Source organism: Streptomyces sp. NPDC058257 (assembly GCF_042881845.1).
Lineage (GTDB): Bacteria > Actinomycetota > Actinomycetes > Streptomycetales > Streptomycetaceae > Streptomyces.
Genome location: NZ_JBHVXJ010000009.1, coordinates 322,915 through 344,486, shown reverse-complemented (window position 1 = coordinate 344,486; position 21,572 = coordinate 322,915). Strand labels below are relative to the sequence as shown.

Genomic DNA, 21,572 nt, shown 5'->3' with positions numbered 1-21,572 from the left:
CGAGCGCCTCGGTCACCTCCCCCAATTGCCGGGTCGAGACCACATACGCGCCCGGGACATACAGACGCACCCCGTCCGTGAACCGCGAGCTGCCCACGGCCACGGCCCGGCCGGCCCTCGATACGGGCGGGGGTGAGAGCAGCGTCTGTGGGCCCGATCAGCTCCCATCGCGCGTCGGAAAGAGCGCTGGGATACGGGCGGTGTCGCGTCATGTTTCGGTCGTACCGTCGAGCAGGCGATGTCCCCAGGGCGCAAACGAGGTCAAGCGGGGCCGCGTTGGGATCAGACAGGAGCGACCGATAGACGTCGGACCTTCGAACGATGACACCAGTCCCAAACACCGCGACCGTCTCGTCTGCCTCATCCGTTCCTCGGCAACTGACACCCCGAAGCGCCACCAAACAACCTCCCCGGGATAAAACACTCTTTCAGCACCTTACGGGGCCGGGCAGTTGGGGCAGCAGCAGGGCGGCGAGCGGGTGTCGGCCGCGATCGACTCAGCACAGGCGGAGTGCTGGACGAGTACCAACACGCCGTTTGAACTGCGCGGATGAGGTTTTCGGCAGGCGCAAGGTCCGACTGCACGGGCACCTCGCTGACCCCGCGCCTCACGGCACGTACTGCACGCTCCCCGGCGCGATCAGCGTCATCGGCCCTATCTGCCACAGCCGCCCGGGCGGTTCTGGCTGGATCGCGTCGAACTGCGTCGGCCACGCCCCGCCGGCCGGCAGCCGCGTCTGTTTGAAGGTGTACCGCGTCCGGCCGAAGGTGTAGCCCTGGAACGCGGCCAGGGAACGGGTGGGGTCCCAGACGTCGCAGATCTTCTCCACGTCCGTCCGGTAGCTCAGGTGGTTGGCGGCGACGTAGAAGCTGATGAGGTTGGACGGCAGGTCCTCCTCGGAGAACGACGAGCCGGTGAGGAAGTCCGTCGAGCCCTGCGTCTCCTCGAACACCGTGGAGACGGCCATGAAGATCGCCAGGGACACGCGCAGCACCTGGTCGGGCGTGAGCGGTTGGAGGATCTTCGAGATCACGCTCGCGGCGTTGACCGTCACCCCGTGGAACGCGCTCCGCTGCGTGGCGATGACGTTCTCCGCGGGCAGCGGGCGGAGGATCTTTATCGCGACGGCACGGTTGCGGCGCCGCCCCTCCTCGTGGGTGTTGCTCGCCAGGTACTGCTGCGCGCTGGCGAACGTCGTCGCCGTGAAGCGCTTCTGCAGGTCCTCGGGGAACATCCGGAGCGCGGCCAGCGCCCTGGCCGCCCGCAGGTCCACGTTGGCGCGCTCCACGCCCATGCAGTCCGAGAATCCGTAGATCTCCCCCGACGCCTTGGGGTCGGCGGCGAGTTCCGCGGCGATCGGGGAGAGGGCGCCCGCGAACAGCGCGGGGTCGGACTGCCCGACCTCGAAGCCGTACAGGTCGGTCTCCGTGTGGTTCGGGAACTGCGTGCGCTCGAACAGCGGCGCCCGCGGGCGGGCCGAAGCGGCGCGCTCGCCGGGCGCGTACTGCCCCGGGCAGTCCTCGTACACGCCGACTCCCGGCTCGTCGTGCCGTACCGCGTGGTGGCCGGGCTGCCCGGAGCGCCCGGCCTCTTCCGCGCTCAGCACCGCGGACGCCGCCCGCACCTGGCTGATCAGAAGCTCGGCCGCGTCCGGCCGGACGTGGCCCCAGTCGATCCATCCGCAGTGCGTGGAGTAGCTGTAACGGGGCCGGGCTTCCTGGACGCCGTCCGCGGTGACCTTGCGCTGGACGACGGGGGCCGTCGCGCTCGGCCCTCCGGCGGCGGTGGAGTCGCTCCCGGCCGGGCCCGTGCCGCCCGTCTGCTGCACCACGTGGGTCAGTTCGTGTGCCAGTAGCCGCTGTCCCTGGCTGGTTTCCGGCGCGTACCGTCCGGCGGCGAAGACCAGGTGGTGGCCGAGGGTGTACGCGTCGGCGTGCACCGCACGTGCCGACGCGGCGGCGCCGGCGTCGGTGTGGACGCGTACACGGCCGAAGTCGTGGCCGAAGCGCGGCTCCATGAACGCGCGGGTGGCGACCGACAGCGGTTGGCCACCGGTGGTCGGCGCCACGGTGTCGCCCGGCGCGCCCGCGTCGGGCGACACGCGTCGGCGCACGAGGGGCGTCCCCCCTTGTGCACCCGGCGGCCCGGTGATGCGCTCGGCGATCCGATCGGCTTCCCGCTCGTACGCGTCGTCGGCCGGCCCGACGGTCAGCTTGGGCTGCGCGGCCCCACTCGGCCCGCAGCCGGCGCAGCCGCCCCCGCAACCACACGGCACGGCGGGGCTCATGCCGTCGCCCTCGTCCCAGTCGCCCGTCCCCCAGCCCTCCGCGGCGGCACGCTGCAGATAGCCGTTGCCGAGGCTGCGCTGAAGCGTCGGGCCCCCGCTCCCCGCGCCGGGGACCGGCGCGGCGGACGGCTCCCGCGTCGCGGGCACCAGGTACGGCAGCGACCTCTGGTGGTCCTCGGTGGTCTGCATGGTTCCCTTCCGGCGGCCGGGGTGCGGATCACCCCTGCCGGCTGGCGTTCCTCTCGCCCCTGCCACCGCTGCGCGCGTCGCCGCCGTCCCACAACAGGTCCGTGAGGTCGGGCGCCGGCTCCACCCCGAGCTCCCGCTCAAGGAGGCGCGCGTACATCTCCAGGCCGCGCCGGCCCTCCACCCAGTTGCCGGCGGCCAGATGCGCCAGGAGGAGGGTGCGTTGCGCGCTCTCGCGCAGCGGCTCGGCGCTGACCGCCGCCATCGCGACGTCCAGGGCTTCCGCATGGCAGCCCATGAGCCGCAACTGCTGGCTCTGCGAGTCCAGGGCGTGCAGGAGTCGCTGCCGGACGCGTTCGCGCTCCATCAGGGCCCAGTCGTCGTACCAGCCGGGCAGCAGCTCCAGCGCCTCCAGGCCGGGCGGCGCGGAACGCAACTCGTCCTGTGCCGCGGTGTGTTCGATGACGCGGGTCGCCCATGCGCTGACCGCGTGCAGATCGACGACCACGTCATCGTGCACGATCAGCCCGTGCTTGTCGGCCGACAGCAGGTGGACGTCCACGCGGTTCAGCCGCCACAGCGCTGAGCGCAGGTTGCCGTGCGCCCGGTCCTCGTCGTTGACCGGCCACAACGAGCCCGCGGCGTAGGCCCGGTCCACCCGAAAGGGGCGCAGGGCGACGAAGGCCAGCAGGCGTCGGCAGCTCATCGGAATGTCCACCCGACGTGTTCCCACGCTTACGTGGAGTTCGCCGAACAAGTGGAGCACTGGAGGTGGTGCACCCATGTCTCCAGAGGTCAGAAAGTACGGAAAAGCTGGTCCCATCAGTCCCCCGTCCGGAACTCACCGGTCGGAGAAATCAGGCGATGGGTCGCCGTTCAGCCGCCAGGTGCCGGATGCTGGTTGTATCAACTCCCGGGCGTTTCGGCGAGGAAGGACTGCAAGAATTCCCGCATCGTCTGTAGGGCGGATTCGACGTCTGCGGTAGATGATTCGGCACCCATCGAGAATGTGTCGATGTCGGGGTTGATCCGCAGCGTGATCAGCGCTCCGTGGCTCTGCACCAGGACGCGGACCACGCACACTCCGGTTCTGCCTCTTCCAGACGTCATGATGCCAGCCTGTCGCCGTCTCGTCACCGTGGCGTTGCCGCGGGCGGCGCGGGGTCGGGCACCGGCCCGTGGTGACGGACGGGTGACGGCTCAGGGGGATGCTGGCGTTGTGGCTCCGGCGCTGCCGCCACGGGAGGCGGCGTGGCGTGGGGCGCACCCGCAGCGAGGAGAGTCGACGTGGCCGTAAGGATCAGAAGTCTCCTTCCCTCCGTGCCGGTCGTGGTGGAGCTGGCTTCGGGGAGCGCGGTACGGCTGTCTCCCGGGGAGGTCTCGCGGGAACTGCCCGAGGCGGAGGTCGCCGGCAGCGCCAAGGTGGAGAAGCTGCGGGCGCGGCGATTGATCGCGGTCGAGGACGTACCGGCGGAGCCCACCGAAGAGGTTGCGCGGGAAACCGAGCCGGCTCCGGAGCCCGCCGAATCGCCGGGTCGGAGGGGAAAGGCCGCCGCCAAGCGGGTCGAGGCACAGGACGACTGAGGGAGCCCGAAATCGGCCGTGAGTGCGAATGCGCCGGGCTGATGTATTGCGACAGGAGACGACCATGGCGACTCTGACTTATCCGGGTGTCTACATCGAGGAGATTTCCGGCGGGACGCGCCCGCTCGACGTCGCCAGCACGTCCACGGCTGCCTTCGTCGGTTTCGCCGAGATGGGCCCGGAGGAAGCCACCCGCATCACGAATTGGACGGAATTCCAGCGCCGGTACGGGACGTACACGGACGATGGATATCTCGCGCACAGCGTGTTCCAGTACTTCAACAACGGCGGGCGGCAGTGTTACGTCGTGCGCGTCACCCGCACCGACGCCGCGACCGCCACCGTCACCGTCAACAACCGGGCCACGCCGGTCGCCGGCGGCATGACGTTCTCGGCCCGCAGCAAGGGCACCTGGGGCAACACGCTGTTCCTCCAGATCGAGGACGGAACGCTCGACCCGGGCAACGAGTTCAAGGTCAGCGTGCGACGCCAGGCCGACCCGGCGGTCGTGCCCGCCAACTTCAAGGACACCGCCCCGCTGGAGGTCTTCGACAACCTCAGCGTCGACCCGACTGCCCCGAACTACGCGGTCACCGTCCTGGCGCAGGACTCCACCCTCATCAGCGCCCAACTGCTGTCCGGCAACCTCAGCGTGCAGCGCGGCATCCACCGGGGCGGCTTCGCACCGACCCTGCCGCTGAACGGCAACCTCGGCTTCCAGATCAACCTGGACGCCGACGGGTTCCAGGCGGTCACGCTGCCCGCGCCGGCCGGCGCCTCGACCGTGCTGGCGGACGTGGCGACGGCGGTGCAGACCGCGGTGCGCGCCCTGACCCGGAAGAAGACGTCCACCGACGCCACGGCCTTCACCGCTTTCACCTGCGCCGTGGAGACCGTGGCCGGGCAGTCCCGGTTCGTCCTCCAGTCCGGCACCACCACCCTCGCCACCTCGTCCGTACGCGTCCAGCCGGCGGCGACCGCGGACGCCACCGGCCTGCTCAAACTCGGCGCGGGCAACGGCGGGCGGTCCGAGGACGGAGCGGCGGTCCGGCGCCCCGCCAAGGCCGACGTCATGCAGATCGGCGACGCGGCGCTGACCGCTCCGGTCATCGCGCCGGTGACGCTCGGCAGCGACGGCGTCGCCGCGGTGACGGAGACGACGTTCAGCTCAGGCTTCCCGCGACTGGACAACGTGACGGACTTCAGCCTCCTCGCCGTCCCCGGCGAGGCGACGACGTCGATGCTGGACCTCGGCATGGCCTACTGCGCCAACCGGCCTCTCCAGGACGTGTTCTACATCGGTGAGACGGGCTCCCACGACGACACCGCCGACGAGGCCGCCGCCTTCCGCACCAAGCTCACCGTCGCCAACTCGTACGGCGCGCTCTACTTCCCCTGGGTCAAGGCGCTGGACCCGACCGGCCGGTCCCGGGAGCCCGTCCTGCTGCCGCCCTCGGGGTTCGTCGCGGGACTGTACGCCCGTATCGACGCGAGCCGCGGCGTGTGGAAGGCGCCGGCCGGCACGGAGGCGAGCCTCAACGGCGTGGCCGGGCTCGCCGCGGAGCTCGGCGACGTGCAGCACGGCACCCTCAACCCGCTGGGCGTGGACGTCATCAGGCGCTTCGCCGGCGCGGGAGTGGTCGTGTTCGGCGCGCGCACCATCACCTCAGACCCGGCGTGGCGCTACGTGCCCGTCCGCCGTACCGCGATCATGCTGCGGGTCAGCATCTACAACGGCATCCAGTGGGCGGTGTTCGAACCGAACGACGAGCCACTGTGGTCGCAACTGCGGCTGACCATCGGCTCGTTCATGATGACGCTCTTCCGCCAGGGGGCGTTCCAAGGTGCCACGCCGGCGGAGGGCTTTTTCGTCAAGTGCGACGGCGAGACGACGACGCAGACCGACATCGACAACGGGGTGGTGAACGTCCTGGTGGGGTTCGCGCCCCTGAAGCCGGCGGAGTTCGTCGTCGTGAAGATCAGCCAGAAGGCCGGCCTCGCGTCCGGGTGAGTGACGACCGCCAGCGGAAGGAGAGCGCCCGATGCCCAAGTTCAGCGTCAACGCGACGCGGTTCGACCCGTACCTCGGGTTCAAGTTCAAGATCAAGGTGGATGGCCAGTACGTGGCCGGCCTGAGCAAGTGCAGCGCACTCAAACGCACCACGGAAGTCACGCCCTGGTACGAGGGCGGGGATTCGAGCGGACCGCACCAGATCCCCGGCAAGACGAAGTACGACGCGCTCACCCTGGAGGCCGGTGTCACACACGACACGACCTTCGAGGCGTGGGCGAACAAGGTCAACAACTTTCAGGGTGACGCGGCGATGTCCCTGGCGTCCTTCCGTAAGGACATCAGCATCGAGGTCTACAACCACCAGGGGCAGAAGGTGTTGGCGTACAACATCTTCCGCTGCTGGGTCTCGGAGTACCAGGCGCTGCCGCAGCTCGACGCGAGCGGCAACGCCGTGATGATCAGCACCGTCAAGCTGGAGAACGAGGGCTGGGTGCGGGACACCTCGGTGACCGAGGCCAAGGAGACGTAGGGGTGTCCGTGGGGGTACTGCCGGGCGGCTACTGGGACGCCGAGGAGCGGCTGCACCGCGACTTCGAGCTCGCGGTGCTCACCGGGCGCGACGAGGAGTTGCTCGCCGACGCGCGCGCGCCGCGGCCCGCGGCGCTGATCACCGAGGTCCTCAGCCGCTGCGTGCGCCGGCTCGGCGGCATCTCGCCCGTACCGCCCGAAGTGGCCCGGGGGCTGCTGGTCGCCGACCGGCAGTACCTGCTGCTCCACCTGCGCAGGGCGAGCTTCGGCGACGTGGTCCGCGCACATCTCGTCTGCCCCTGGGCGGAGTGCGGTGAGCGGGTGTCTTTGGAGTTCTCGCTCGCCGACGTGCCGGTGGAGGAGGCCCGCCGGCGGGCCCCCGCCCACACGATGACGCTGACGGCCGAACCCCTGGAGGTCACCTTCCGGTTGCCGAACGGGGCCGACCAGGAAGAGCTCGCGGAACTGTCCGCGAGCAACGAGGCCGAGGCCCTGACCTCGCTCCTGGCCCGCTGCGTGCAGCGGCTGGGACCGGACGGCGACCGGCCGGAGCAGCGGCGGATAGCCGAGCTGTCGGCAACCGCCCGGTCCGAGATCGAGCAGCGGATGCACGAACTCGCCCCATCCGTCGAGCAGTCGATGGAGGCGCGGTGCGTCCACTGCGGCCGGGTGATCATCGCACCGCTGGACATCCAACGCTTCTTCCTCGGCGAACTGCGCACCGACAGCGGGTTGCTCTACCGCGAAGTGCACTACCTGGCGTACCACTACCACTGGAGCGAACACGAGATCATGGAGCTGACCCGCGACAAGCGGCGCACCTACATCGAGGTGCTCGCCGACGCGATCGAGGTGCTCAACAGTGGCGCATGAGGGCTACCTGAGGGGTGTCTTGGCTGACGGGCGGCGGCCGTTCCGGCATCGCGCCCGGGTACGCGCGCTGCTCGGGCTCCCTGAGGACACCGGTGTGCGCGTCACCTTCGTGCCGCCGCTGCCGGGCGTCGGGTTCGCGTACCTGCGGCCGTGGTACGGCTCGGGGGAACCGTACGGGGGGCCTGGTGGCTCGGGGGTGGTGTACGGGATGCCGAGTGGTCCGGATGTGCCGTACGGGCAGTCTGATGGCGGGGATGTTCTGCCGGCCCGGATCGAGTACGACTTCTTCGACGCAGACGAAGACGCAGACACGGGCAAGAGCGCGGGCAAGAGCGCGGGCACAGACACGGGCGCGGACGCCGATGCGGAAGCCACCGCGCGTCCCGTGGCTGTAAGCGGCGGCCAGGAGGACGAGCAGAACCAACCGACGCGGGCCACTGCCGTGTCGTCCCCAAGGGAAGGTGATGACGAGGCGGCGGACGTGGTTTCTGTGACGGTTCCGGGGATCACGGCGATGCCGTCAGCGCCTCCGTCACCGTCACGGTCATCTGGCGGGCAAGAGCGCACCCGACGGCACGCGCCAAAGGAAGCCGCCCCACCGAACCACCCACCAGGCGACACCCCGGCACCAGCACCGACCGCAAGCGGCGTACCGAGCCACGCGCCGCACAGCCCGGGCCCGCAGTCGGCGACTGTTCCGGCCGTACGCACCACTCCGCCGCAAGCCCGCACCACCCCGCGGGAGCAACCCGCCGTACCCCCGTCCACACCGCCCCACCCGACGGCGCGCCCGGCAGCGCCGCACGGCCCGGAGCTCCGCGCACACGCGACGCGACCCGGCGAGCCCGCCCCCGCCCAGCACCGCGGCACACCCCCACCGCCGCCTCCCGACCGCCGCCCGCGCCCCCGGCCTCTCCCCACCCAGCCGCTGCGCAGCGTCACCACGCCCCGCCCCGGACCCCCGGCGCGGATGCCCTGGCCGGACGAGACCGCGGCGGCACCAATTGCCGAACCGCCGCCCTCCATCCCTCTCCAGCCAGCGCCGCCCGTCATCATCAGCCCCCCGCCCCCGCCCCTCGACGGCATCGCCGCCTTCTGGGTGCGGCGCCATCTCCCCCGGCTACGCGGCAGGATCCTGCGGTGAGCGCCGGGACCGCGATCGGCATGGTCAGCGCCTCGCTGCGCAGCCTCCTGGTCGGTGAGATGCGGCTCACCCCGGCCATGGACGTGACCGTCCTCGCCCCCGACGAGCCGGGCGGCGGCCGACGCATCAACCTCTTCCTCTACAAGATCACCGAGAATCCGTACCTCAAGAACCAGGACTGGTCACTCCGGCCGGGCACCACCGACCAACTCCTCGACGCCCCCCTGTCCCTGTACCTCTTCTACCTCCTTACGCCCTACGCGCCCAACGACCCGCTGAGCGGCAACGTGACCGCGCACCAGAGCGTGGGCGAGGCCATGCGGGTCTTCCACGAGAACCCGGTCGTCCCCCGCACCTACCTCGACCCTGGTCTCCTCGACGCCCGCGAGCAGCTGCAGATCGCGATCGCGCCGCTGGACCACGAGGAGCTGAGCCGGATCTGGAGCACCTTCGCCCAGCCGTTCCGGCTCTCCGTGCTCTACCAGGTGTCCACCGTCCAGCTCGACCGGCTGCCGGGCGCGGCCCGCCCGCTGCCGAAGCGGGTGCGCCGGGTCGGCATTCCCGATGTACGGGCGCCCCTCAGCCCGCCCGAGGTCACCGCCATGTCGCCGGCCGCGGGACAGGCGGGCTCGGTGCTCACGTTCACCGGTACGCACCTGGCCGGGTGGCTCGCCGACGTGCGTCTCGGTGGCGAGCCGGTCGGGGCCCCGGTGCCGCTGAGCGGTGACGCGTTCACGGTGACGCTCGCCGCGGGCCTGAAGGTCGGGTTCTACGAGGTGCGCGTGGACGTCTCGCACCTGTTCCGCCGCACGTTCGTGTTCGAGGTCACGCCATGACCCACCGCGCGTACCGGGACAACGGCGAGCACCTCGCAGACGAGTTGCGCCGCCTCGACCTATTGATCGAGCGTCGGCTCGCGACGGTCAGCCTGCAGAACGAGGCGGCCCCGCAGCAGCAGGCGGCCCGCACCGTCTACATCACCCGGCAGGAAGTCGACTGGCTGCTCACCCACCAACCCCAGGACCCGCCCTCCCCCGCCGCCGAACTCGACCGGCTGGACGCGGAGATCGACGCGCGCGTGCAGCGCAGCGCCGCCAACGGCGTCACGCTGGCGCTGCCCGCGCTCGGTGCGCTCTTCGCGCTGAGCCCGTGGGAGCTGCGGGCCGTCACCGTGTGCCTCGGCCCGGAACTGCGGCGCAAGTACGACCGGCTGTACGCCTACCTCCAGGACGACATCACCCGCAAGCGCCCCAGCGTCGATCTCGTCCTCGACCTGCTCTGCCCGGGTGAGCGGCAGCGCTGGGCCGCTCTCGGCGCGTTCCAGGAGACGGCGCCGCTGCTGCGCACCGGCATCCTGCGGAAGATCGACGACCCGCAGAGCCCCTCGGGGTCCACCGGCCTCGCCCAGTTCCTGGCGCTGGACCCTCGGATCTGCCGCTTCCTGCTGGACGCGGACGCCCCCGACGCACGGCTGTACCGCGCGGAGGGCGCCGCCGAAAGCGACGTTGAGGCCGAAGACGCCGACGCGGATCTCGCGCAGGGCCTGCGCCGCCTCGCCGAACACCACCTGAAACAGGACGGCGACGCCCGCCCACTGGTGTTCTATCTGTACGGCCCCTCTGGCGCGGGCAAGCGCGAGCTGGCCCGCCGTACCTGCCGCGACCTGGGCATGGGGCTGCTCAGCCTCGGCGACCAGCCGGCGTACGGCACCGACCTGAGGGAGGCGCGGCTGTGCCGGGCCGCCGTCCACCTGCCGCACGCCGACGCGCTCCGCCACGACGACGCCGCACCGCTGCGCGCCGCCCTGGCAGCGGCCGTCGCCGACTTCGGCGACCTGGTGTTCCTGACCGGCGAATCGGCCTGGGACGGCGCGGAGAGCTTCGCCGGCGCCCTCTTCCAGCCGGTCCCCGTGCCGCTGCCCGACGTGGCCCGCGGCACCGCACTGTGGCAGCGGCTGCTCGCCGAGCACACCGCCGAGCCGGGCGCGTGGGCCGCCGAGTTGGCGACGCTCTTCCGCCTGTCGCCCGGCGGGATGCGGGCCGCGATCCGGTACGCCCGCAACCGGCGGCTGATGGAGCCGCTGCCGCGCGCCATGACCCTGGCCGACCTGTCCGCCGCCTGCCGGGCGCTGTCCCGCCAGCGGCTCGGCGACCTGGCCGTCGAGGTGCGGCCCCGCTCCGGCTGGGACGACCTCGTGCTGCCCACCGACCGGATGGAGCAACTGCGGGAGGTCCGCGACCAGCTCCGCCACCGCCACCAGGTGTACGACCGTTGGGGCTTCGGCGGGGAGACCCACCGCGGCAAAGGGCTGAGCGTGCTGTTCAGCGGGGTCCCGGGGACGGGTAAGACGATGGCGGCGGAGGTGCTGGCGCACGACCTCGGGCTCGGCCTGTACGCCGTGGACCTCTCCGGGGTCGTCAGCAAATACATCGGCGAGACCGAGAAGAACCTGGCCCGCGTCTTCACCGAGGCGCGCACCAGCAACGCCATCCTCTTCTTCGACGAGGCCGACGCGCTGTTCGGCAAGCGCACCGAGGTGTCGGACGCGCACGACCGGTACGCCAACATCGAGACGAGCTACCTCCTGCAGAAAATGGAGGAGTACGAGGGTGTGGTGGTCCTGGCGACGAACCTGCGGCAGAACCTGGACGACGCGTTCACCCGCCGCGTCCGCTTCATCATCGAGTTTCCGTTCCCCGAGGCCGACAGCAGGCTTCGGATCTGGCAGGGCCTCTTCCCGCCGCAGGCTCCGGTCGCGGCGGACGTCGACTTCGCCGCGCTGGCCCGGGAGTTCCCAGTGGCCGGCGGCAGCATCAAGAACATCGTGCTGAACGCGGCGTTCCTGGCCGCGGCCGACGGCGGGCCCATCGGCCGACGGCACATCCTGCGGGGAGTCCGGCGGGAGTTCGAGAAGATCGGCAAGCTCTGGACGGAGCCGGCCCCGGCCGACGACGCCGTCGGGGCCGTCGGAGGGACGGGGCCATGCTGACGATGCCGCACCAGACCACCCACTCCACGCAGACGCACGGGCCGCGCCCGGCACCGCCGCAGGCACCCCGGGCGAGGGCCGCGACCGACCTGGCGTTGCAGCGCAGCCTCGGCAGCGACTACCTCCAGCGCCTCGCCGAAGACGGCGACAGCGAGCACGACGGCCCCTCGGGGTGCGGCTGCTCGGGAGGCTGTTCCGGCTGCGGTCCCGTGCAGACCAGCGCGCTCGTCGGGCCCGCCGGCGACCGGTACGAGCAGGAGGCCGAACGGGTCGCCGAACGGATCGCCGCGGCCCCCGGCCCCGGGCTCTCCGGCCCCGCGCCCGCCGCCCCGCGCCCCGCCATCCAGCGGCTGCCGGCCGGGCACGGCGGCACCGGCGGCACGCCGGCCGCCTCCCCGCCCACCAGCGGCGGACGCCCGCTGACGCCTGCGTCCCGCGCGTTCATGGAGCCCCGCTTCGGCCAGGACTTCGCGCACGTACAGCTGCACACCGACACCCCGTCCCACCAGTACGCGGCCGACATCCGGGCCCGCGCCTTCACCCACGGCCACCACATCCACCTGGCGCAGAACGAAAGCGAGCACGACCACCGGCTGCTCGCCCACGAACTGACCCACGTCGTGCAGCAGCGCGGTGGCGCGGCTCCGGCGGCCGAGACCGTACAGCGGGCGATCAGCCCCGAACTCGACCAGATCGAGGACTACCTCGGCTACGGGCTGTTCGACTGGGCCATCACCGACCAGGACGCCACCCGTTCGCTGGACCTCCTCAAGTCGCTGCCCCGCCTCCAGCAGGCGGTGTTCTTCAACGACGCGACCCACGCGCGGCGGCTGCGGGAGAACCTCCCCGACGGGCGGCTCCCCGAGTACGACCGGCTCGCCGCCGACGTCTCGGGGCTGCAACCGCCCGCCACCACGCTGGAGACCGTCGAGGACCGCCTCTCGTACGGGCTCTTCGACTGGGCCGTCACCGACCAGGACGCGGTGGTCGCCCTCGACCTGCTGAAACAGCTATCGGGGAACCAACTCGCGACCGCCATGGCCGCCATCAACTACGACCGGCTCCTTGACAACCTGCCGAACGCCCGCAAACCCGAGCTCACCGCGCTCTACGACCGGGCCCTCGGCACGGGCGGCACCCGGCAGACCGAGGAGGGCAGCCACCCCGGAACGCTCCTCAGCTCCGTCACCTTCCGGTCCGACCACGGACTGATGAAGAACAACGAGGACGACTGGGAGAGCGACGGCAGCGCGTACGGCGAACCGGAGTGGTTCTCCGACAAGGGGCTCGCGAACAGCCGCCCGATCAGCCAGACCATGGGCACCAGCGTCCGCGCCGACGTCAACCTCAACATCTCCCCGCTCAACGCGCCGACCGCGCCCGTCCGGCTGACCGGCCGCAGCACCGAACCCGCGCTGAACTTCGAATTCTCCGGCACCCTGCACGGCGGCACGGCCCAAATGCTGCCGCTCGTCGGCACCACCGCGCTGCCCGACACCGTCACCTCGCTGGAGAACCGGCAGATCGTGTGGGACCTGGAATGGCAGCAGTGGAAGCGCGAGATCGCCCGGACCCGGCACAGCCTGTACGTCACCGCCGGCCCGCCCCGCGCACCAGCGGAGGTCACGCTCCGGCGCATGCGGACGTCGGCGCGGATCGTCGGCGAAGCCGCCCGTGAGGCGGGCTCCCTCGACCCGCACGCGCTGGTGACGAGCGTCATGAAGCGCTGGAACAGCTACAACCTGTTCGTCCGGCTCGACAACGCGTGGAAGCTGGCGGACGACCTGGCCACCGGGGCGCAGTGCATCGACATCGTGCGCTTCGTCCAAGGGGTGCTCCTCCAGGTCGGTCTGGCCGGCAGCACCGCGGCCGTCGTCGTCTGGGCCAAGCCCAGCAGCCCCGACCACGCCGAGGAGACCTTGGACGGCGGCCTGTCCGGCACCAGGCACCCCGACAACCCGTGGTTCGCCGCGCTGATCGACGCCAACGGGTGCGGCAACAACTTCGAGGCGGCGCTGCGCTTCGCGCACGGCGGCGTGACCCGCTACTACCCGGGCGGCGCCAACCCGAACAAGGTCTACTCCACCCCCACGGACGTCCTGCACGTCTTCCAGTGCCTCGCCTGGGTGGAACCCCTCGGCCAGCGCCGCATGAACGTACGCCAGATCCTGACCACCTATCCGCACGGCCACTGCACCACCGGAGAACTGACCTGCAAGGGCGGGGAGGACTAGGCGAGATGACCGACGGCTTTCCCAACAAGCCTCGCATTCTGCGCGGCGCATTCGTGGAGTACGGGCTGAGCCTGCCGCCGCTCCTTGTGGTGTTCCAGTTCAACCCCGTGCAGCTCACCCGTAACCGATCGCTGTCCTACACCTTCGCCGGCGCCCCCGCGGCGGCAGCGGCGGCGCAGAAGTCGGGCGCACCGCCGCGCACCCTGCGCACCGAACACGGCCGGCGCTCCAGCCTGCTGGACGTCCAGCGGGAGCAGTTGGTGACCGTGGAGGAGCAGAAGCTCGGCTTCGACATCCGCCTCGACGCCACCGACCGGCTGGACGACGGCGACACGGTCACCGAACAGTTCGGCATCGGCCCGCAGATCGCGACGCTGGAAATGATGACGCAGCCGAAGCGGGAGAGCGTGCTCGGTGGCCTCGCAGCCCGGCTGCTGCACAAGCCCGACGGGTTCAGCTTCACCCGCAGCGCCAACCCGCCGCTGATCCTGTTCATCTTCGGCCGCAAACGGGTGCTGCCGGTGAACATCAACTCTCTCAACATCACCGAGACGGAGTTCAGCGCCGATCTGAACCCCGTCCGGGCCACCGTCTCGGTCTCCCTCACGGTCATCGAGGGCAGCAGCATCCCCTACCGGTACACACAGACCATGACGGAGGTCATGTCGACCGTGGGGCTCGCCACCGCCGTCACCGATGCAGCGAACGTCGTCGTCCCAGGGTGAGTGACACATGTTCAGCAAGCTGTCCCGCTACCGCACCGTCCCCGACGTGGTGTCGCCCGACGCCCGCGGCCGGATCCTGCCCGCCAAGGGCGTCCGGCCGCTGCCCGACACGTCCGGCGCGCTGGAGCACACCGTAGACTCCGGCGACCGGCTTGACCAGCTCGCCGCCTCCTACTACGGGCAACCCCTGCACTACTGGCACATCTGCGACGCCAACCCGCTGTTCCTCTCCCCCCTGGAACTCCTCGGCCAGGAACCCGTGACGTCCACCCGCTTCCCGCTCACCACGGCGGCGAAGGACCCGCCGTGGGCCGCGCTGATCTCCGCGCTTTCGGCGGTGAACGGGGTGCGCGACGTGACCGTGGCCGAAGACGTGGAACTCGTCCCGCAGACGCAGACGGTGAGCGGGCAGCAGGTCACCGTGATCGTCGAGCGGTTCACCCGCGCCGTCGTCGTCACGTACCACCGCATCGACGTCAGTACGCAGGACCTGGCCGCGCTGATCGCGGCGCGCGGCTTCGACGTCGGGCCGCCGGTCGACCGCGGGCGGCTCGGTCAGCCCATCGCGATCCCCGCGGCAGTGAGCGGATAGGGGGCCGGCGTGCGCCACGACGACCTGCGCATCGACATCGACGGCGTGGAGGCCGCAGACCTCTACGCGGACCTGCTGGACCTGGAGGTCGAGCTCGACGAGGAACTGGCCGGGATGTTCCGGATGACGCTGGCGCTGCTGCTGCGCCCCGACGGGTCGTGGACGTACCTGGACGACGAGCGGCTCATGGTGTGGCGGCGGGTGCAGGTCACCGCGGGCTTACAGGACGACGCGCAGCCGCTGCTGACCGGCTACATCACGCACGTCCGCCCGGACTTCGGCCCCGGGCTCGACGCCTGCCGGCTCCAGGTGTGGGGTACGGACGCCAGCGTCCTGATGGACCGCGTGGAACGGCTCAAGGACTGGCCGAACAAGAAGGACAGCGACATCGCGACCGAGACGTTCCAGGCGTACGGGCTGACGCCGCAGGTGACCGACACGGGGATCGTCCACGACGAGGCGGTGTCGACCGTCATCCAGCGCGAGACCGACATCCAGTTGCTCAGGCGGCTGGCCCTGCGCAACGGTTTCGAGTGCTTCGTGGACGGCGACAGGGGCTACTTCCGTCCGCCGGCCGTCGACGACACGCCGCAGCCGGTGCTCGCGGTGCACTTCGGGGAAGAGACGAACGTCAACCGGTTCAGCCTGGAGGTCGACGCGCTGGCCCCCACGGACGTCGCGATGTTCCAGATCGACCACATCACCGGCGACGTGCTGGAAGCGCACGCGGTCCCCGGCTCCCAGACCGCCCTGGGCGCGGCGCCGGCCGCCGGTGTCCTCGGCCCCGGCATGGAGCCCGGGCTCGTGTACGTGGCGCAGAGCGTGACCACCGGCGTACCGGAGATGACCGACATCTGCCAGAGCGTCCACGACCAGGCCGAGTGGCTGGTGACCGGGGAGGGCGAGATCGCCGCCAACGAGTACGGCAGCATCCTGCGGCCCCGCACCACCGTCACCGTCAAGGGCGTCGGGGCGACGCACAGCGGCGTCTACTACGTCGCGCACGTCACCCACAGGTTTACCCTCGACGGCTACCTCCAGACGTTCCGCATCAAGCGCAACGCACTGGCGCCCAGGGGCGACGAGGACTTCTCAACCGGCGGGGCCGACGCGGCGGCCGGACTACTGGCCGCGGGCGCCCTGGCCGCGGAGGTGTCGCTGTGACGCTGGAGCGCATAGTCGCCGGCCTGGTGGAGGACACCGGGCGGCGCTGCTACGGCAAGTACCGGGGCACGGTGGTCGACAACGACGACCCTTCGCGCCTCGGCCGACTGCGGCTCACCGTCGCGGACGTGCTGGGCCCGGAGGTCGTCACCGGCTGGGCCACGCCCTGTGTCCCGTACGGAGGGGCCGCGGGGCAGGGGTTGCTGTTCATTCCGGAGCGCGAGGCCGGGGTGTGGGTCGAGTTCGAGCGGGGAGACACAGAGTTCCCCATCTGGGTCGGTACGTACTGGAGCAGGCCGGGCGACGAGAGCCAGGTGCCGAAGCCGCGCTCCGACGCGGGCACCGAGGACGTGGAAGCGGTGCAGTCGCCCCCGACCTCGAAGATCCTCGCCACTCTCAAGGGGCACACCATCCAGTTGGAGGACGCCGACGGCAAGGAACGGGTCCTCGTCCGCGAAGGCAGCCGCGGCCATCTCCTGACGATGGATCAGTCCGGGGTCACGGTCACCGACGCGGGCGGCAACACCGTCTCGCTCACCGACGACGGCATCCGCATCACCGACGCCACCGGCAACTTTCTCCAGATGTCCTCCGACGCCGTCACCCTCACCGCGAAGACGCCCCTCACCATCAACGCCGCCGGCCAGAGCGTGACGGTGGTCGCCGCCAGCATCGACCTGAAGGAGGGCTGAGTCGATGGCCAAGAGCATCGCCGTCAAGGGCGACAGCGTGCGGGGCACCGACACGCACAAGGTATCGGGCACCCTCGAAAACGGCACGACGCCCTACGCGGGCCTCGGGAAGTACGCCTACCAGGGCTCGATCACGGAAGGGCTCAGCGACTTCGTACGGATCAACGGCGTGCCGGTGGCCCTGGTCACCAGCGGCAGCACCCTCGACGCGGGCCAGACCGCGCCGGGCCCCCCACCCGGGGGCCACGCCGGGCCCGCCGGCAGCGACTTCGTGCCCGCCGCGCCGAAACCCCTCGCCACCTCGCTGTCCATCCTCGACACCCCGCTCGGCGGCGGCACACCCGGCGCCGGTGCGGGCAGCAAGCTGCTGACCATCGGCGGCGTCAAGGTACTGCTCGACAAGGACGTGATCGACACGTGCAGCGGCCTGCCCACACCCGGCGAGTCGAAGGTCAGCGCGCAGCAGCAGTCGCTGGTGGCCTGCTCCCAGTGACCGGCATACGAGCGGCGAAGCGAGAGGGAGGGGGCGAGCGTGGCGACAGGGTTCGGATTCCCGTTCGGCGTCAGCGCGGCCGGTGCCATCGTGCCGGAGCCCGACGAGAGCGCGGAGTTGCGCGGCAAGGTCATCCAGGTGCTGTTCACGGCACCCGGGGAGCGGATCAACCAACCGGAGTTCGGGTGCGGGCTGTTCAACCTGGTCTTCGACCCCGCCAACGCGATCCTGGCCGCGGCCGTCGAGTTCACCGTCGGCCAGGCGCTGACCCGGTGGCTGGGAGACGACCTCGTGGTCAGCGGAGTGGACGTACAGGCGCAGGAAGAGACGCTGTCCGTCGAGGTGGCCTACGTACGGCGCCGGGACCTCGCACGGCAGGCGGTCAGGGTGCAGTTCCGGTGAGCGGGAACGGGAACGGACGAGCGGGGACGCGGCATGGCTGAGATCAAGAGGACAGACGATCGGCCGGTCATCGACTACATGGCCCGCGACTACGAGAGCCTGCTCGCGTCCATGCGCGGGCTGATCCCGCAGAAACTGCCGGAGTGGAAGGACTTCGCGGGCGAGGCCGACTTCGGCAACGTACTGCTGCAACTGTTCGCGCATCTCGGCGACATCCTCAGCTACTACCAGGACCGGGTGGCCAACGAGAGTTTCCTCGGCACGGCCCGCACCCGGCGCAGCGTCATCGAACACCTGCGGCTCATCGGCTACGAACTGGGCACCGCGGCCCCCGCGGCGGCCTCGCTGAGCCTGACCGTGCCCGGCACCGTCACCGCGACGGTCACCGTGGCGCGGGGGGACGCGTTCGCGACCAAGAGCCAGCGCGACAAGCCGAGCGTCAGGTTCGAGTACACCCGCGAGGCGCCGCTCGTCATCGACTTCTCGAAGCTGACGGCCGACCCGGCGACCGGCCGGAAGGTCTTCGGGCCGACACAGGGCGGCATCCCGGTCGAGGAGGGCCGGCTGATCAGGGACGAGCTGCTCGGCACGTCGGACAACGCGCCCAACCAGCGCTTCCCCCTCGCCCACCCGGGACTGATCCTGCGACCGGCGGGCCGGGACGTGGTGGTGGAGAGCCGGCTCGCGTCGGTGCCCTCCGCGTGGACGCTGCGGGAGAGCCTGGCGTTCAGCCAGGCGGGGCAGCGCGACTACCGGGTGGAGATCGACGACGCCGACCGGGCCACCGTCGTCTTCGGCGACGGCACGTTCGGCGCGATCCCCCCGCAGGCCGCGGCGATCCGGGCCACGTACCGCGTCGGCGGCGGCTCGGCGGGCAACGTGCCCGCGGGCGCGGTGACCACCATCGTCGGTGCACCCCAGCTCGCACTGCTCGGCGCGACGGTCAGCAACCCCGCCCCCGCGACCGGCGGCGCGGAGCGCGAGGACATCGCGCACGCCGTGCAGCACGCCCCCGCCGTGTTCCGCTCCCTGCGCCGCGCCGTGACCGCCGCCGACTACGAGGCGCTCGCCCTCAGCTTCAAGGGCGTCGGCAAGGTCCGCGCCGAGGCAACCGGCTGGAACCAGGTGACGCTGCACGTCGCGCCGCAGGGCGGCGGCAAGGTCAGCGACGTGCTGGAGGCCGACCTCAAGGGCTTCTTCGAGGACAAACGGATGCTCAGCCAGCTCATCGAGGTCTCCGACGTCGACTACGTCCCGATCCGCGTGACGGCCGAGCTGGCGGTCGAGAGTTTCTACGTACGGGAAGACGTCGTCGCCCAGGTCCAGCAGGCCGCCGCCCGCCTGCTGGACTTCGAGCGGGTCGACTTCAACCAGACGGTGTACCTCAGCAAGTTCTACGAGGAGACGCAGGACGTTCCCGGCGTCGTCTTCGTGAACATCACCGAGTTCCGGCGCGGGGACCGGACGGGCGCGCCGGTCGAACCGCACGGCACCCTCGTGCTCGGCTCGAACGAGGTGCCCATCGTCCCGCCGGAGCCCGATTACCGCCTCGGCCTGAAGGTCATCGTCCTCGAACAGGGAAGGAGGTGACGGACGGTGCGGCTGACGGACATCACGGCCACCGCCCACCCCTCCGGCAACAGGATCGACCTGAGCTGGCACAACCCCGATCCGGGGCGCGCGCCCGGGATCCGCGTGGTGCGCCGGGAGGGCACCCATCCGACCGGCCCCGACGACGGCCGGCTCATCGCCCACACGATCGGCCCCGACACGCGCACCGTCGACACCGGCCTCCGGGGCGGGACGGTCTACTACTACACGCTGTTCCCGTTCAGCGGCTCCCCCGTGCCCACGTACGACCCCGACCCGCACAACCACACGTCCGCCATGGCCACGTCGCGGTACGACTTCGCGAGTCTGCTCTACGGCATGCTCCCGGCGATCTACCGCCGCTACGACGCCGACCGCACCCCTCCGGTGGGCAGCGGCCTGCCGGCCGACCGCGACAAGGGGCAGCTCCGCCGCTTCCTGGACCTGCCCGGCGGCGAACTCGACCGGATCTACAGCCTCGTCCGCGCCGGACTCGACCTCGGCGACCTCGACCGGGTCGACGGCCGGCTGCTGCCGCTCCTCGCGCAGTGGATCGGCTGGCAGACCGATTTCGGGCTGCCGGTGGACGCGCAGCGCAACGAGGTCAGGTTCGCGCCGCGCATCTACCGGACCATCGGCGGGGTGCCCACGCTGGACGCCACCGTGGCCCGGGTCACCGGCTGGACCAGCCGTACCAAGGAGTACGTCCACAACGTGGCGCGCACCAACCAGCCGGAGCGGCTGAACCTGTGGTCCGCGCTGCGCGATGCCTCCGGCGTCTTTGCGCCCGCGGAGCTCGCGTCCGTCAACTTCGCCCATGACGGGCGGCCGGTGGCGCTGCGCGAGGCAGACGGTTCGTCGCTGTTCTTCTTCCACACCCGCCGGCCGCACGGCTGGGACATCTGGATGAAACGGTTCGCGGGCGGGAAGTGGGAGCCCAGCGCCCCGCGGGTGGACCGGCCGGGCATCGACAAGCACCCTTCGGTGGCCGTACAGGGCGCCGGGATCGTGTGGCTGTTCTGGCAGGGGTACGACCCGGAGCAGCCGCCCGCGGACCGCAAGTGGCGGATCTGGTACAGCGTGCGGACGGGACCTGCCACCTGGTCGGCGCCCGCCGTGTTCGGGGACACCGCCACCGAGCGGCGGTTGCCCACCGCGGTCGCCGACAACGCCGGCGGGCTGTGGCTGTTCTGGCTGGAGGCGGTGGGCGACGGCTGGGAGCTGCGCTACAACCGCAACGTCGGCGGTGCCTGGCTGCCCGCGCCGCTGACCCTGCCGGCGGACGGCGGCCGACCGCCGCGGGTGGAGGACGACTTGTTCGTCCTGTTCCATCCGACGAGCACGGCCCAGCGGCTGTGGCTGTTCTGGGCACGGCACGAGAGCGGCGGCCCGCCGGGCCAGTCCCGCTGGAGCATCGTGCACCGGGTCAAGGCGGGGCTCGACCCGGCGGTCTCGGACTGGTCCCCGATCCGTGCGCTGCCGAAGGCCAGTGCCGACTACCACGACCGGCAGCCCGCCGCGCTGCTGACCGCCGACGGCAACATCGAGGTGTTCTGGAGTTCGACGCAGAACGGCGGCTGGTCCCTGAGCCGCAACGTCCTCGCCGTCACCCCGCTCACGTGGGGGGCCAACCAGCGGATCGGAGGCGGGCCGTACGCGCGGCGCGGGCCGTACGCCGTGGACACACCGTCGGGCACCCTGTTGGTGCACCGCTCCAACGAGAGCCTGGAGTACGCGAGCGCCGACTACGGTGCGAGTCGCACCGTGGATCACCGGTACGCGGGGACGACCACCGTCGACGCCACGGGCGCGGCCAAGCTGGGGCTCCGCGGCCGGTTCGAGGACTTCCAGACGTACACGTACGACGCCGGGGCCGGCGGCTTGCGCACCAACGACGACCGCATCGGGCGGGACACCGTCGGCCTGTTCCTCGCGCCGCCGGGCACCGCCGATCCGGACCAGGTCAAGGCGATGGTCTCCCGGCTGGCCGGGGTCCTCGCCGACGCCATGCCGGTCACCGCGCGCCCCGTCTTCATCACTCCGTAGCCATCTCGCCAAGCCATCACGCCGTACC

General features: G+C 71.2%; 18 protein-coding genes. 15 read left to right on the top strand and 3 right to left on the bottom strand.

Annotation, left to right across the window (positions count from 1 at the left end; genetic code table 11):
• Positions 1-608 precede the first annotated feature (608 nt).
• From ACFVXC_RS23400 to ACFVXC_RS23390, 3 genes are all read right to left on the bottom strand, one after another.
• Positions 609-2,477: a DUF4157 domain-containing protein gene (locus ACFVXC_RS23400; RefSeq protein ID WP_389908045.1), complete on the bottom strand. Its 1,869-nt coding sequence runs from the start codon at positions 2,475-2,477 to the stop codon at positions 609-611.
• Between the two features lie 28 nt (positions 2,478-2,505).
• Positions 2,506-3,180 carry a BTAD domain-containing putative transcriptional regulator gene (locus tag ACFVXC_RS23395; protein WP_389908043.1) on the bottom strand — a complete coding sequence of 225 codons (675 nt, stop codon included), beginning with the start codon at positions 3,178-3,180 and terminating at the stop codon, positions 2,506-2,508.
• Between the two features lie 200 nt (positions 3,181-3,380).
• The gene (locus ACFVXC_RS23390) at positions 3,381-3,584 is read right to left on the bottom strand and encodes a hypothetical protein (RefSeq protein ID WP_389908041.1); all 204 of its coding nucleotides are present in this window, start codon (positions 3,582-3,584) and stop codon (positions 3,381-3,383) included.
• A 177-nt stretch (positions 3,585-3,761) separates the two neighbouring features.
• Here ACFVXC_RS23390 and ACFVXC_RS23385 point away from each other — a divergent pair, with 177 nt between their 5' ends.
• The 15 genes from ACFVXC_RS23385 to ACFVXC_RS23315 all read left to right on the top strand — a co-directional run bounded on the left by ACFVXC_RS23385 (position 3,762) and on the right by ACFVXC_RS23315 (position 21,544).
• Positions 3,762-4,058 carry a hypothetical protein gene (locus ACFVXC_RS23385; RefSeq protein ID WP_389908039.1) on the top strand — a complete coding sequence of 99 codons (297 nt, stop codon included), beginning with the start codon at positions 3,762-3,764 and terminating at the stop codon, positions 4,056-4,058.
• Positions 4,059-4,122: 64 nt separating this feature from the next.
• Positions 4,123-6,069 carry a phage tail sheath family protein gene (locus ACFVXC_RS23380; protein WP_389908037.1) on the top strand — a complete coding sequence of 649 codons (1,947 nt, stop codon included), beginning with the start codon at positions 4,123-4,125 and terminating at the stop codon, positions 6,067-6,069.
• Between the two features lie 31 nt (positions 6,070-6,100).
• Positions 6,101-6,601, top strand: coding sequence for a phage tail protein (locus tag ACFVXC_RS23375; RefSeq protein ID WP_389908035.1), 501 nt, complete (start codon positions 6,101-6,103; stop codon positions 6,599-6,601).
• 2 nt (positions 6,602-6,603) lie between these two features.
• Complete coding sequence (locus ACFVXC_RS23370; RefSeq protein WP_389908033.1) at positions 6,604-7,473, top strand: hypothetical protein; 870 nt, start codon at positions 6,604-6,606, stop codon at positions 7,471-7,473.
• Positions 7,474-8,613: 1,140 nt separating this feature from the next.
• Positions 8,614-9,453, top strand: coding sequence for a DUF4255 domain-containing protein (locus ACFVXC_RS23365; protein ID WP_389908031.1), 840 nt, complete (start codon positions 8,614-8,616; stop codon positions 9,451-9,453).
• Positions 9,450-11,606: an ATP-binding protein gene (locus tag ACFVXC_RS23360; RefSeq protein WP_389908029.1), complete on the top strand. Its 2,157-nt coding sequence runs from the start codon at positions 9,450-9,452 to the stop codon at positions 11,604-11,606. The genes ACFVXC_RS23365 and ACFVXC_RS23360 overlap by 4 nt, the downstream gene beginning before the upstream one ends.
• Complete coding sequence (locus ACFVXC_RS23355) at positions 11,600-13,840, top strand: DUF4157 domain-containing protein (RefSeq protein WP_389908027.1); 2,241 nt, start codon at positions 11,600-11,602, stop codon at positions 13,838-13,840. The genes ACFVXC_RS23360 and ACFVXC_RS23355 overlap by 7 nt, the downstream gene beginning before the upstream one ends.
• Positions 13,841-13,845: 5 nt before the next feature.
• Positions 13,846-14,565 (top strand): hypothetical protein, encoded by a 720-nt coding sequence (locus ACFVXC_RS23350; protein ID WP_389908025.1) that lies wholly within the window; start codon positions 13,846-13,848, stop codon positions 14,563-14,565.
• 7 nt (positions 14,566-14,572) lie between these two features.
• Positions 14,573-15,157, top strand: a complete 585-nt coding sequence (locus tag ACFVXC_RS23345; protein ID WP_389908023.1) for a hypothetical protein — start codon at positions 14,573-14,575, stop codon at positions 15,155-15,157.
• 9 nt (positions 15,158-15,166) lie between these two features.
• Positions 15,167-16,321 carry a phage late control D family protein gene (locus ACFVXC_RS23340; protein ID WP_389908021.1) on the top strand — a complete coding sequence of 385 codons (1,155 nt, stop codon included), beginning with the start codon at positions 15,167-15,169 and terminating at the stop codon, positions 16,319-16,321.
• Positions 16,318-17,013 carry a phage baseplate assembly protein V gene (locus tag ACFVXC_RS23335; RefSeq protein WP_389908019.1) on the top strand — a complete coding sequence of 232 codons (696 nt, stop codon included), beginning with the start codon at positions 16,318-16,320 and terminating at the stop codon, positions 17,011-17,013. The genes ACFVXC_RS23340 and ACFVXC_RS23335 overlap by 4 nt, the downstream gene beginning before the upstream one ends.
• Before the next feature lie 4 nt (positions 17,014-17,017).
• Positions 17,018-17,506: a hypothetical protein gene (locus tag ACFVXC_RS23330; RefSeq protein ID WP_389908017.1), complete on the top strand. Its 489-nt coding sequence runs from the start codon at positions 17,018-17,020 to the stop codon at positions 17,504-17,506.
• Positions 17,507-17,545: 39 nt separating this feature from the next.
• A complete protein-coding gene (locus ACFVXC_RS23325; RefSeq protein ID WP_389908015.1) occupies positions 17,546-17,908 on the top strand; it encodes a GPW/gp25 family protein in 363 nt (120 codons plus the stop codon).
• Positions 17,909-17,941: 33 nt separating this feature from the next.
• On the top strand, positions 17,942-19,498 hold the full coding sequence (locus ACFVXC_RS23320) for a baseplate J/gp47 family protein (protein ID WP_389908013.1): 1,557 nt from the start codon (positions 17,942-17,944) through the stop codon (positions 19,496-19,498).
• A gap of 6 nt (positions 19,499-19,504) precedes the next feature.
• Positions 19,505-21,544, top strand: coding sequence for a hypothetical protein (locus ACFVXC_RS23315; protein ID WP_389908011.1), 2,040 nt, complete (start codon positions 19,505-19,507; stop codon positions 21,542-21,544).
• The last annotated feature ends 28 nt before the right edge of the window (positions 21,545-21,572 follow it).

Coding starts and splice junctions, on each gene's coding strand:
- ACFVXC_RS23395 (WP_389908043.1), bottom strand. CDS start 3,180: ATGAGCTGCCGACGCCTGCTGGCCTTCGTCGCCCTGCGCCCCTTTCGG.
- ACFVXC_RS23355 (WP_389908027.1), top strand. CDS start 11,600: ATGCTGACGATGCCGCACCAGACCACCCACTCCACGCAGACGCACGGG.
- ACFVXC_RS23330 (WP_389908017.1), top strand. CDS start 17,018: ATGGCCAAGAGCATCGCCGTCAAGGGCGACAGCGTGCGGGGCACCGAC.
- ACFVXC_RS23390 (WP_389908041.1), bottom strand. CDS start 3,584: ATGACGTCTGGAAGAGGCAGAACCGGAGTGTGCGTGGTCCGCGTCCTG.
- ACFVXC_RS23375 (WP_389908035.1), top strand. CDS start 6,101: ATGCCCAAGTTCAGCGTCAACGCGACGCGGTTCGACCCGTACCTCGGG.
- ACFVXC_RS23400 (WP_389908045.1), bottom strand. CDS start 2,477: ATGCAGACCACCGAGGACCACCAGAGGTCGCTGCCGTACCTGGTGCCC.
- ACFVXC_RS23380 (WP_389908037.1), top strand. CDS start 4,123: ATGGCGACTCTGACTTATCCGGGTGTCTACATCGAGGAGATTTCCGGC.
- ACFVXC_RS23320 (WP_389908013.1), top strand. CDS start 17,942: ATGGCTGAGATCAAGAGGACAGACGATCGGCCGGTCATCGACTACATG.
- ACFVXC_RS23360 (WP_389908029.1), top strand. CDS start 9,450: ATGACCCACCGCGCGTACCGGGACAACGGCGAGCACCTCGCAGACGAG.
- ACFVXC_RS23350 (WP_389908025.1), top strand. CDS start 13,846: ATGACCGACGGCTTTCCCAACAAGCCTCGCATTCTGCGCGGCGCATTC.
- ACFVXC_RS23345 (WP_389908023.1), top strand. CDS start 14,573: ATGTTCAGCAAGCTGTCCCGCTACCGCACCGTCCCCGACGTGGTGTCG.